This is a genomic window from Dorea sp. 210702-DFI.3.125 (assembly GCF_020560945.1).
In the GTDB taxonomy this organism is placed as follows: Bacteria; Bacillota; Clostridia; order Lachnospirales; family Lachnospiraceae; genus Dorea; species Dorea formicigenerans.
Window position 1 is genome coordinate 1 of record NZ_JAJCNF010000048.1, and the last position, 12,562, is coordinate 12,562.

Here is a 12,562-nt window from a genome sequence, read left to right on the forward strand (position 1 = left end):
ATGATACGGTCAAAAATATTTATTTCTGATTGCGTGGTATTCTTTGATACAATCGCAACTTTCACACAGACCATTGCTGGCTGGGTTGTACTGGCAGGAAAGAACGTGGCACAGATTAGTGATGGAATATCCAATCCTGTCGTTGCCGGAATTGTATATTGGCTGATAAGAATACTGATCTGCGGTGGATGTTTGGTGGGTGCTGGAATACTTGTAGCATTTATAGAGATAAAGATTGCAGAGTTATATAAGAAGTGCTGTTGGGATATGATTACCATAATGGTAATACTTATAAGTATGGCAATAGCTATCTACTTTGGGGATTGGATAAAGGAAGTATTGCCAATCAATCTGCTATTTCTCTTATTATTCGTGCAACTGGTATATGTTGGAATCAGGTGGTATGTAAAGGGATGGCGGGAAAACAGAGGTTATGTTTAAAAATAAAAAAATTGTCTGAGACGCAGCGAAGTAAATAAAATGAGTAGTATTATAAGAAGTCAGCAGTGCGTGAATAAACTGCTGGCTTCTTTTTTGATAGATACAGTCACTCTCAGAGAGTGTGCAGGATAGTAAAGTAATAATATCAACATGCCGATATAGAAAATGCAGGGAAGCATTGTATTTCAAAGAGTTTGAGATACAGAGCTTCTACTAAGGCAGTGGTCATCTTGTAAAAATATGGTCTTTGTGCGCAATATGGTCGTTTGATGATATGGGACTAGGAGAACAGGTTATTTTATCCGATAAAGGAAGCAAAGGAGGTTACTATGAGTAATACAATTAATGTGAACTATATGACACGGGCTTACAATCAGTACCAACAGAAAAATGCGGCTAAAGATCAGGAGAAGGAAGATACAAGGTTTGCGGATAGTGTAAGAGAAAAGAGCGAAGCTAGTGGAAGTATAGTGGGCAATTCAAAAATAGGTTCTGTGTCTGCTAAAGATATGACGATGGTGGAATACAAGCAGTACATTTACAATAAAATATCTCAAATTCCAATGCACCCCACAAGAGCAGGCGAGTCAATATCTGTTACAATTTCAGAGGCGGGTTTTGAAGCAATGAAGAATGATCCAGAGTATGAAGCATGGGTATTAAATGATTTGCAAGTGGGTTGGTCACAACCAGATAAATGGTCCGGTATATGCGGAGGAGCGTTTTCTACAATATATTATGGAGCATCAAAAGAAGAATGTCATGCTGAGATGTGGAGTGCTGGTTATAACAATGGGAATGGTGGGAAGATTTTTAATGATAAGTCAAAAAATAGTTTTTGGGAGCGCAGAATAGAAAATAAAAAGAGAATAGAAAATCAGGTAAAGAAACAACAGGAAAAAAAGCGGATTCAGAAAAAACAAGCGGAAAGAACAGCTTATGAAGAATATGCGCAAAATAAAAGGTTATCCGCTCAGGATGCCAGAACTCGATTGGTGGCTGAGAGTAGTTCGTCTGCTAAGACTGTCACAATAAGTCAGGCAGTAGCTTCTTATGAGACAAATTTTACAATGGCAGTAAGCGTATCGAACAAAACCCAATAGCCTGCAAATAAAAAATCAAGGCTAAATAGAAAGGAGAGATACAGTATGGGAATTAATGGAGTATCATCGTATGCCAATACATACACATACGGAAATGTAAAAAATGAAAATGTAAAGTATTGACAGCAGCATTGACTTAAAGTCCTATATAGCTTCAGCAAAAAAAACGAATCAAGAGCTCATTGAGAATGCAGGAACACAGATTAATGCGAAAACAAGTGAATATATGAGTACAGGTAAAGCATTTAGGGCGGCATTAACGGAAAAGTATTCTAAGCTTGCCGCAGAAGCAAAAACACATTCTAACCCAGAAAATTATATTCATTCCAAGTATTTTGATAAGAGTTCAGAGTATTACGAGACTAATTTGACTGATACAGAACGTAGGATTGCATATAATTATGAGATGCAGATGTGCCGGACAGGAAAAATAAATGGTGTAAATTATCAGGATTCTTTGTTCAGGGGAATTGAAGTAGACGGCGACAGTGTAGATTCGGATAAAATCCAATTTGAAAGAGCATTGGTAAATTCACAGATTTCAAATATTTTAAAGCAGGCTGGTGTAGATACATCTTCTATTAAGGAAGAGTGTACTTTTACTGTCGATCCATACAGTTACGAGATAACGGTAGATGGTGTGGATGAAGAAACAAAGGTGTTGATGCAGAATGCTTTAAATGTAGGTAATAATGGGAAAAATCTCTATAAGCATATCTATTATTGCTCAACACAAGATGGCTGTGAGAGTTCTCAAGTAACAGAGGAATCAAAGATGAAATACGAAGCATATCATCAGGTTTATAGTTATACAGGATATGAATTAGACAAACTTGAGGAAAAAAATGGGACATATTATACGGAGTCGGGAGAGAATATATTAGACTTAGTGGATAGTGCAGTTGAAAGTTCCGGAAAAGTTCCGAAAGAGTTTAAGCAGCAAATGAATAATTGGATACATGACCTGGTTTCAACTATTTCAACCAGAGGATGGAACAATGTGCCAGATATGACTTTAAGCATTATATATGGAAAGAGCAGCTTAAAGGATATGAACCAGTTGATTACATACCAGTATGAAGCTGATCGTATGAACAGACAATGGTATTCTGTGCTTTAGAAATATGCTAAAAACAAAAATACTTAATAAAGTGGGTTCCTTTATTTTTTGGAGATTTATGACGATCTATACTATATAGCATAGAGTTAATTCAAACGGATTTAGAATGTATTTACACGGAGGTTTTATATGTCAATGAATATCAGCGGATTAGGCAATACCTATAATGGCATCAACACAAATAGTAAACAATATAAGGCTTTGAAAGAAAAGGGCTGGTTATCAGGTATTATGCAAAATGAAGCCATGATGTCATCAGAAGAAAGAATGATATATGAAACATTCGGTGGAAGAGATACCATTATTAATAATCTGATGAAGCAATTTGATTCAGAAGGTGATTTGCTGAATGCAAATGGAGTGGCAGGAATGGATGTTACCGGCAAAGGTACATCGTGGCAGCAACTCACAAGTGTATCTGAGGAATATCGTCAAAAGATGTTTGATAATGTGAAGAGGGAATTTATTCAGGAAAACGGTCTTTCAAATGGTGATACAACTAAGCGTTCAGATATTTTTAAGGATTATCAGTTAAGCGTAAGTAAAGACAAACGTTTAAGTGGTACATGGACTTTAGAGCAATACGAAGGACAGTATAGAGCTGCTATGTATGCAGCAGTGAAATCGGCTAATCCAAATTGGAAGCCGGGACAAAAGTTTGATACAAGCATTCTTGATAACGTTACAAGAGAATCAGTGGAATCTACGCTTGTCAAAAATGGTAATAGGTTAGTTCGCAATTCTATTGATGTATCAGTATAGAATACAACATCTTTGGTGCTAGAGATACGGTCAAATAAGCTGCTCCATCATGGGAAAAGTATAAAATTAGGAGGGATTATCGAACTGGTTTATATTGTGTTACAAAGTGTTGTAAAGCCCGGAATTACAGGCTTTTTTAAAATTGACTTACATATAAAGTGTTATATTTATTTATCCTGATTTGACCGAAATTTGCCCCGAGATTCTTTGTTTGGATTTGTTTGAAAATAGTTTGATAAAAATAAAATAGAATGAAATATTTGAAATAAACATAAAAAAATATAGACAAAATAGGGAATAAGATATAATATTAAAGTAAATATATAATCTAAGGAGGAAGGATATTTATGAGAAAAATTTTTAAACGATTTGCTTCACTTTTGACAATCTTTATATTGACTATTATGTCAATAGTTCCTGTCCATGCATCGGAGAATACTTCTGTTGTAAATGTTACGGATGATTTGGCGATACAGATGGCAGAACGTTTTGCAAAGGGAATAGGAGAAAATAGCAATATTGTTGCTAATAATCCGAGAAAATTTTATGATACAACAGGTCAAGCTATTGGATATATTGTAAATTACAATTTAGAAAACAAACCATATGGATATGTAGTTTTTGATACTACGTGTGAATCTTTGATATCAGAATACTCATTTGGTAATAATTCAGCAAATCCATATGAGGTGATTTATCAAAGTGAAGCAAATGTATTTAGTGAAAAAGCAAATACCTCTGAAATATATAAAATAGCTCCGTTTGAATATGGTATTGTTGATAATTTGGGAAAGATTAGAACGAATTATGGTGAAACATTAGAAAAAACAGTACTGTCCTTGAATGAGAGTAGGGGAAAAGACCCAGCTACTTGGGATGAGGTTTTGCTAGATATTGATGAAGTTTATGAAAACTACACGCTTGTTTCAACAAATCATCTTCAAGAATTTATTTCCTTTAATGAGCCGTATATAGAAAGTGTAACAGGACATTATGCATGTGCAGTTAGTGCATTATTAGCATGTGGTGCATATTATAATGCTGTTGATTATACAGATATTGCAGGTGATTATATGGATATTTGGGATTCAACAGGAACGACAGTTTCATCGGAGAGTGGAGGAATAACATATGGTTCAACAACTATTGGCAATATTGGACCTGGATTTGTGGACTTTTGTGCTGGAAAGAATGTTTCTGTAACACAAAATACTGACTATAGTCCCAATTATAATTTTTTCACTAATTGCATTGATAGAGGAGATATAGCAGTTGTCCATTGTGGTATAATTAGCAGTGATACTGGAGAACGTGCGGGGCATTCAATGGCAGCAGAGGGATATGCAACTTTGCGAGCATATAATTCTGGAAATACAGTACATACATTGATGGTATTTGATGGATGGGGGGATACAGTACGTTATTTGAATTTTGATTTTGATAGTTGGACAGACATATCGGGGACTACATTTAATGGATAAGAAACGATTGATTTTGTTAATCATACTTTTGCTTGCAATAGTATTAATTGTGCTTGGCGTAAAAGGAAATGTTTTTAAGGAGAATCGTCAAAATATGGAGTTGCGTTCTAGTGGAGATGATAATTCTCATTGGTTTCATTTGAGTGGGGTTGTTGTAGAGAAAACTTTTGATACACTTTTAATAGAACTAAATGAGAAGGAAGAAAGTAGTCTATTTTTTGATACGACAAAAGTTAGTTTAGATTGTACTAAGTGTAAAGGTGATCTAGAACAAGTATCAGAAGGAAATGTTATTAAATTTTATTTTTTTAAGTATAATATTGATGGTGAAACGGTAAAAATTGAAAGAATAGTAAGATAAAAGTATAAGTAAGAGTTCTGCTATCAGAACATTATTATTAGTGAGGTAAAGGAACAAGGCGAAGCCGAGACGCCGTAGGGCAGTCCTTTACGGAACGGACACAGCCAATACCATCATGATACATAAGAGGACTTGAAAGGTCACAAACCTTGCAAGTCCTCTTGTTTATCTTATGGGTTACTTCTGTCGGATTGCATTTTCCGATAGACCGCTTCTTTCGTGGCTTCTCGGAAAAAGCTATCCTGTCTGGTATATGCCAGATGTTCATTCTGGATATAAGCGTCTGATTCGCAATCATATTCGTAAGGGATTACCTGTGTTGTTCCCTGTTTTTCATCAATTCCATAGATAATTACTTTGGAATCTCTCAATGCCAGTCCGAGTGTCAGAAAGCCGGAAGTGAAATAATTGTTGTTGTGTGGAGCGGTTATGCTTTTCAGTGCATGAAAGAAGTCTGCTACTTCCTCAGTCTGTCCATTCTCAAAAGCCGGAATGATATGTAAGGTGTTGTTTGCCTTATCTGCATATGCCCGGCAGACCAGAACGGAAGAATCCGCTTTTTGTATGATACCGTCAAAATAATCGCCGGAGTATGCAGTTGGCTGATAGAAAATGGCGGTTTCTTTTGTTGTAAGGTTATGATAAGTCAGAAAGCCGTTTACAAGCCGGACAATCTCGATATCATCCCCGTAGGTAAATCCGTTCTGCTCTAAAAGAGAATAGAAAGTTCTGGTAAATTCTTCCGGCAGTTCAATCCCCAGTTTTTCTGTGATAAGCATATCTACATATTCTTTAAATGAACCATACAGAAGTTCATTCAGCGTCATATTGCCCAACGTGGCAATCTGCTTCAAGCGTTTCTCATTGGGAAGATTCACACCCTTTTCCCAACTGTTTACAGAGCCTTTCGGGGCATTATCTATGATTTCCCCAAACTTCTGCATACTGTAACCGTATTTCTTGCGTATCTGTAAAATTCGTTTTCCTACTGCTTCTTTATTCACAAACATATGCACACCTCGTTTCTGTTTTCATCATAACACAAGATAAGGATAAATGTAAGGGTAAAATTATAATAAGTTATAAAAAGATATAGTTAAGCGTTTGAAATACAAAAATAAAAAGTAAGGGAAAAAGTAAAATAATTGTTGACAAGAAGAAAAAACAGGTCTATGATGAGGTTAAGAGGTAAGGAGAAAAGTAATGAAATAAATATAGACGTGGATATGAAAAGGACTTGTCACACTTACCAGACACTCATTCACCATGATTTCAAAAAAGGAGAAATGTAGCATGCAGATTACATTGACAAAAGAACAGGTCAGAGAAGCGTTCGGGGAACTCCGTTACATGGGAGCAGACTACTGCTACAAGTATGATAAGGAAACCCGGAAGAAAACCGAGGAAGTGGAAGCATTGAAACTTCACCTCGGAAGCATGAAACTTGGAAACAGCGTAGATATCCGTCTGGAAGCAACAGAACTTCCAAAGGTAGAGCCTTACACAGTGGTAGAACTAGAAGAAGCGGTATATGCCCCTTATGTGCAGAGAGGAAACTTCCCGGTATTGGTGGACAGAATCTCCTGCAAGGGTATCCGTGTTGTTACCGGAAAAGGAAACGTGTAGAGACTGTTCCCGGAAATTCTCTGCGGACTGCTCCGTACAGCGTGAAAGGAGCAAAGGGAGTAGAGGAAGTTCCGGGAACGTGGCGAAAGCCACGGCATACTACGAAAGGCAGGGATGATGATAACAGAGGTAATGAAAATTTCAGAACCCCCCTATACTAACAGGGGGGTAACTCGTCAGAAAGAAGATTTGACAGCACTGATTGACTGGTGTCAGATTACTGTCAAAGGTGTAGACGTGTTCATAATCATAGAAGATATCTTGCGGATTCCACTGAGTTTTATGGAACTGCATGGTAAGGAAAAAGGAATTGCTGGACACGAACTGATAGCAAGATTTGACAATATCAAGATTCTGAAACCGACAGGAAATGCACAGTATGAGGGATTTCAGATTCTTATGAGTGGTTCGGGGTGCAGGAATTATGAAAATTTCCTTATGATGAATAAGGAAACATGGTTTGATTTTCTGGAAAGAGTTTGCAGATACCCGGTGAATTTTCCGAGGATAGACTTGGCAATCGACGATACAAAGCCTTATCTGTCTATCCCGGAATTGATTCGTCTGAAAAACGAGGGGCTGATATCTAGTCAGTTGCGTGATACAGCAGAGAATCGTTCTGATAGACTGAAAGAGGATGAAATAGAAGCGCAGGGAAAAACACTATATCTCGGCAGTAAACACAGTGATTTTCGGATTACATTCTATGAAAAGGGATATGAACAGGCAGAAAAGTTCGGAAAAGAACTCAACCCGGACTGGAACAGATATGAACTTCGATTCCGGCACAAAAAAGCGGTCAGATTAGTAGAAGAACTTCTGAAAGACAGGGATGTGGCACGGATTGCGTTGTCTGTATTAAACGAGAAAGTGCGGTTTTTACAGAAGCCGGAAAACAGCACGGTTACAAGAAAACGGCTTTATCCTACTTATCCCCCGTGGGAAGAACTCATGCAGGATGTAGGGAAGATAAAGTTGACCATGAATCCAGAGAAAAAGACACTGGAACGAACATGGCAGTGGCTGAACGTAGCAGTTTCGCCCTCTTTAAAGCTAATGGATAAAATCGGAAAACTGGATAACAGAGATTATATCCGCCAGCTAATAGAACGGGGGCAGATGAACGAAGAATAACAACGCATATATGAGGACTATAAAAAATCTTTCCTTTTGAGGGAAGAAGAAAGGAGAATCTTTGACAGAACATACACAGAACACGATACAGACAAAGAAAGCCCTTACAGTGAATGAAGCGTCAGAGTATACGGGAATTGGAAGAAATAATCTGCGAAAGCTGATTACATGGCAGAAGATTCCGGTCATAAGGATTGGAAATAAGATTCTTATACTCTCTGAGGTTTTAGACCAGTTTTTGAAGAAAAACGAAGGGCATAATCTGAAAAATAAATATGAAGTAATTGCAGTATAAACACAAATAAGCATATAATACTGTCAGACCAGTTCTGATAGTCCTTGCACGGAAAGGAGCGTGCAGATTGGGCAAGGACTTAAAAGGAAATCCATTACCGCCGGGAATTATGCAGAGAAAAAGCGGAATTTACAGAGGGCGGTTTTATTACAAAGGAGAAACGTATACAAAAGATAATGCGGACTTAAAAAAGTTAGTTCAAGAAATGGAAGATTTACGCTATGAAGTCAAGCATGGGTTGAAAGGAAAGGGCGATAATATCACTCTGGATACATGGTTTGATATCTGGCTGAATACCCATAAGAAGCGGACTATCAAGGAGAGTACACAAGTACGTTATGATGATTTTTACAGACGTTACATAAAGAAGCAGATAGGAAAACAACGTGTGGCAGATTTTAATCCGATTATTTTGGAACGTCTGCTTCAGAATATGGCAGATGATGATTACAGCACAAAGACTATACGGGATGTGTATAATATTCTCAATGCTATGTTCAAATATGCAGTGCATAACAGGATTCTTACATTCAACCCATGTGCAGGAGTGGAAGTTCCCAAAACAAAGACAAAACAGATACGGGTACTGACTGTGAAAGAACAACGGGAAGTATTGGAACACGCAAAGGAGAGAATACACGAGAATCTCATACAGGTAGCACTCGGAACGGGAATGCGTGGCGGAGAACTGCTTGGGCTTACATGGGATGATGTAGATTTTCGGAAACGGGAAATTTCTGTAAATAAAACGTTGGTGTATATCAAAGATAAGGAAACAAAGAAGTATGTATTCAAGTACCAGACACCAAAGACAAAGAACAGTATACGGACGATTCCCATGCAGGACAGTGTGTATAAGGCTTTAAAACGTCAGTGGATTCAGTTGAAAGAAATGCAGTTGTCAGCTAGTGAATGGCAACCATTAGAGGGATTTGAAAATCTTGTGTTTGTTGGAAAGAACGGAAAACCGATTACAGAACACACCTTTCAAGTGACGTTAGACTGGATAGAAAAATCTATCAATAAGGAACGAAAAAAGCAGGCAGAGAAAAACAAGACAGTGTTTATACCGATTCCGCATTTTTATCCACATGCACTTCGTCATACTTTTGCAACGCGTTGTTTTGAAGCCGGGATTGACGCAAAGGTAGTACAAGGATTCCTCGGACATTATTCCATAGCAATCACACTGGATTTGTATACGCACGTCACAGATGATAAAGCAAAATCGGAAATGGATAAATTACAGATTTGTATAAGGAAATCATATAATCAGAACAAGAATAAGAAAGAGAATAGAAAAGGTGCAACATTTCTTTAGAAAATTATTTGACCGAGATTTGACCGAAGCGGATTTTGCAACAAGTACAGAACAGCGAAAACCCGCTAACCACAAGGGCTAACGGGCTTCGTTGTTTTATAGTTATCTAAAGGAATGAGCTTTAGATAATATCACAAGGGAAAAGTTTTCAAAAACTTCTGGTAACTCTTTGAAATACATATCATATCAATAGATACGATAATATAAATTATGTTTGTATTTGTTGATAACAGGTTTATATCGGAAAAATTGTAAATTTATTTTCTATGTGAATTTTCATTTTTGTAGGGCTGGCATTAGACCAGCCCTTGATTTCATTATAATAGATAAAAAGATATTGAATATATATGCACGGTAAAAAGACGATTCTCAATAAATGAGATTGGGAAAAAGTAACCTTAGTGCTGTTGAAAAAATCACCATAGTTCTAATGAATCTTCTGCATCTACCCATATCTGCATTGTTTCATCAAGATATAATTTTGCATATTCAAGCGGTTTATCAATGGCAAGTGCGTTCAATGCACAGTCTGATCCGGGTGTGGTTTTTAAATCCTTTTCGGCTTCCCAACAGTCAATGCGGAGCATATAACCAGCAGAAGTATAAATATCAATGCTGTTTCTGTGTGGATTGTATTCTGCAAATATTGTTCTCATCGTATAGAATCTCCTTATCATTCAATCAGTCATTTGTTACAAAAATCAGAAGCATTTCAATCAGTTCACCATGTCACTTTTATTTTGTGTTATACTGTTTTATAGATTTTTCTTGCCCTTGTATTTGCCCTTATCAGAGTTCGTAAACGCTGACGGGACGATATAACACAAGGGAAACAATAAGGGAAAGCTCACCTGCGATAAATCCAGTGTTTTCAAGGGTTTGCAGAGAATTTAATAACAAAATATAACAGTTATTAAATTCCCTAAAACAGGTGAAATCTCAATCGTAATTTGAGGAGGTATTCATATGAAGAGAGCATTGCTTTTTATTTTCATGACGGTTTGTGTATTAGGAATGTCCGCCTGTAGCAGCAAAGACGCCATGCCAGAAACATCAGATTCTGCCAGCAATCCGGTTCAGAATACAGATATCAGTAATCTGAATGGAGGAAAAATCTGGTCTGAACAAGATATTGTGTCTATGTTCTCTCTTGTGCAAGAAACAGATTGGGAATACATAGACTGTGTTTTAATTCCAGATCATGCCAGTGACCGTGTTGGTGCAGTACTCTTCCGGAACGATAAGGAGCAATCAAGCAATGTTGCGTTCTTTGATGCAGACGGATACTTTCAACAGTATGGCACATATGCAAGAATGTCTGACGAACCTGATTTTCAGTATCTCGGAGGTGGTGCGGTAACATTTAAGCTGGAAACAGAAGATGGTATAATCTATAACTACACGATCACAATCTCGATCGATGGCAGTAATGTGAATTTTAAAGCGGAAGATGATTTGCCAAAATAAATTCAAGTTTGCCACCCACACATCGGGTCAACTTGCCCCGAACTTTTACAACTAAATACCCGCCGCCAACACAGCGGCGCACCGAGCAGGAAATCTGAAAAAGGTCTCCTGCTTTTTTCTGCCCAAAATGAGGTGGTAAAACGCCACCCCATCCACCAATTAGCGAAAGGAGGGATACAAAATGCCCTGTCCACACAACGAAATCACGATTGTTCAGCGCAGCCAGCGGCAGTCTGCGGTTGCCGCCGCTGCTTACCAGAGTGGCGAAAAACTGTTCTGTGAATATGACCAGCAAGTGAAGCACTACCCGGAAAAGCGTGGTATCGTCCACAATGAAATCCTGCTCCCGGCAAATGCCCTGCCGGAGTATGCAGACCGCAATACCCTATGGAACGCCGCCGAAGCTGTGGAAAAACAATGGAACTCCCAGCTTGCAAGGCGGTGGGTGCTTACCATCCCCAGAGAGATACCGCCTGACCAATATGCTGTCCTTGTTCGGGAGTTTTGCCAGCAGCAGTTTGTTTCCAAAGGCATGATTGCTGATTTTGCCATCCATGACCCCCATCCGCCGGGACACAATCCCCACGCCCATGTCCTGCTCACTATGAGGGCAATGGACGAACATGGGAAATGGCTTCCCAAGAGCCGCAAGGTTTATGACCTTGATGAAAGCGGAGAACGGATAAAACTTCCGTCCGGCAGGTGGAAAAGCCACAAGGAGGATACGGTTGATTGGAACGACCAGAAGTATTGTGAAATCTGGCGGCATGAATGGGAGGTCATCCAGAACCGCTATCTGGAAGCCAATGACCGCCCAGAGCGTGTGGACTTGCGTTCCTATGCCAGACAGGGGCTTGATATAGTCCCCACTGTCCATGAGGGGGCTGCTGTCCGGCAGATGGAAAAGCGTGGTATCCAGACGAATATCGGCAACCTGAACCGGGAAATCAAAGCCGCCAACCGCCTGATGCAGTCCATTCGGCAGCTCATTCAAAACCTCAAAGGCTGGATTACCGAACTGGGAGAAAAACGGAAAGAGCTGCTTGCACAAAAAACGGCGGAGGAAGCGACACTTCTTCCCAATCTGCTGATGAAGTATATGGAGATACGAAAGGAAGAACGGAAGGACTGGACAAGGGCTGGACAGAACCGGGGGACTTCACAGGACTTAAAGGCAGTCAGCGAAGCATTGTCCTATCTCCGGCAAAAGGGACTTTTCACTGTGGAGGACTTAGAAGCGTTTCTGGAAGCGTCCGGGAAATCAGCCGCCGATTACCGCAATCAGATGAAGCCAAAGGAAGCCCGCAGCAAAGTGATTGACGGGATTCTTGCCAGCCGGACAGACTGCAAAGAATGTAAGGCTGTCTATGAGAAGTACCAGAAGATATTTTTTAAGAAAACAAAGGAGAAATTCAAACAGGAACACCCGGAGGTTGCCCGGTATGAGAAAG

At 38.9% G+C, this 12,562-nt stretch carries 13 protein-coding genes and 1 pseudogene; 12 read left to right on the forward strand and 2 right to left on the reverse strand.

What is annotated here, in order from left to right:
- The 6 genes from LI164_RS15005 to LI164_RS15030 all read left to right on the forward strand — a co-directional run.
- On the forward strand, positions 1 to 441 hold a 441-nt coding region (locus LI164_RS15005), incomplete at its 5' end, for a DUF6040 family protein (protein ID WP_227087342.1).
- A 329-nt stretch (positions 442 to 770) separates the two neighbouring features.
- Entirely contained in the window at positions 771 to 1,544 is a 774-nt protein-coding gene (locus LI164_RS15010; RefSeq protein ID WP_006859189.1) for a hypothetical protein, read from the forward strand.
- 148 nt (positions 1,545 to 1,692) lie between these two features.
- Positions 1,693 to 2,664 carry a DUF4885 family protein gene (locus LI164_RS15015; protein ID WP_331464387.1) on the forward strand — a complete coding sequence of 324 codons (972 nt, stop codon included), beginning with the start codon at positions 1,693 to 1,695 and terminating at the stop codon, positions 2,662 to 2,664.
- 135 nt (positions 2,665 to 2,799) lie between these two features.
- A complete protein-coding gene (locus LI164_RS15020; protein ID WP_154300009.1) occupies positions 2,800 to 3,426 on the forward strand; it encodes a DUF3879 family protein in 627 nt (208 codons plus the stop codon).
- A 347-nt stretch (positions 3,427 to 3,773) separates the two neighbouring features.
- Positions 3,774 to 4,907, forward strand: a complete 1,134-nt coding sequence (locus LI164_RS15025) for a hypothetical protein (RefSeq protein WP_004844113.1) — start codon at positions 3,774 to 3,776, stop codon at positions 4,905 to 4,907.
- Positions 4,900 to 5,268, forward strand: a complete 369-nt coding sequence (locus tag LI164_RS15030) for a hypothetical protein (RefSeq protein WP_004844112.1) — start codon at positions 4,900 to 4,902, stop codon at positions 5,266 to 5,268. Before LI164_RS15025 ends, LI164_RS15030 begins: the two co-directional genes overlap by 8 nt.
- Positions 5,269 to 5,438: 170 nt before the next feature.
- Here LI164_RS15030 and LI164_RS15035 read toward each other — a convergent pair whose 3' ends face one another.
- Complete coding sequence (locus LI164_RS15035; protein WP_005333717.1) at positions 5,439 to 6,278, reverse strand: helix-turn-helix domain-containing protein; 840 nt, start codon at positions 6,276 to 6,278, stop codon at positions 5,439 to 5,441.
- A 283-nt stretch (positions 6,279 to 6,561) separates the two neighbouring features.
- On the opposite strand from LI164_RS15035, the gene LI164_RS15040 reads away from it, so the two are divergent.
- The 4 genes and pseudogenes from LI164_RS15040 to LI164_RS15055 all read left to right on the forward strand — a co-directional run bounded on the left by LI164_RS15040 (position 6,562) and on the right by LI164_RS15055 (position 9,644).
- A complete protein-coding gene (locus LI164_RS15040) occupies positions 6,562 to 6,894 on the forward strand; it encodes a hypothetical protein (protein ID WP_009244196.1) in 333 nt (110 codons plus the stop codon).
- A 132-nt stretch (positions 6,895 to 7,026) separates the two neighbouring features.
- Positions 7,027 to 8,025 (forward strand): annotated as a pseudogene (locus LI164_RS15045) (replication initiation factor domain-containing protein); the annotation flags it as partial.
- Positions 8,026 to 8,089: 64 nt separating this feature from the next.
- Complete coding sequence (locus tag LI164_RS15050) at positions 8,090 to 8,323, forward strand: helix-turn-helix domain-containing protein (RefSeq protein ID WP_154268922.1); 234 nt, start codon at positions 8,090 to 8,092, stop codon at positions 8,321 to 8,323.
- Between the two features lie 67 nt (positions 8,324 to 8,390).
- On the forward strand, positions 8,391 to 9,644 hold the full coding sequence (locus LI164_RS15055; protein ID WP_227087344.1) for a tyrosine-type recombinase/integrase: 1,254 nt from the start codon (positions 8,391 to 8,393) through the stop codon (positions 9,642 to 9,644).
- A 416-nt stretch (positions 9,645 to 10,060) separates the two neighbouring features.
- Here LI164_RS15055 and LI164_RS15060 read toward each other — a convergent pair whose 3' ends face one another.
- Positions 10,061 to 10,300: a DUF6061 family protein gene (locus LI164_RS15060; protein WP_008115692.1), complete on the reverse strand. Its 240-nt coding sequence runs from the start codon at positions 10,298 to 10,300 to the stop codon at positions 10,061 to 10,063.
- A gap of 310 nt (positions 10,301 to 10,610) precedes the next feature.
- On the opposite strand from LI164_RS15060, the gene LI164_RS15065 reads away from it, so the two are divergent.
- Positions 10,611 to 11,111, forward strand: a complete 501-nt coding sequence (locus LI164_RS15065) for a hypothetical protein (RefSeq protein WP_005930729.1) — start codon at positions 10,611 to 10,613, stop codon at positions 11,109 to 11,111.
- 181 nt (positions 11,112 to 11,292) lie between these two features.
- Positions 11,293 to 12,562 (forward strand): MobQ family relaxase (mobQ, locus tag LI164_RS15070; RefSeq protein WP_227087345.1); only part of this gene is annotated, 1,270 nt, incomplete at its 3' end.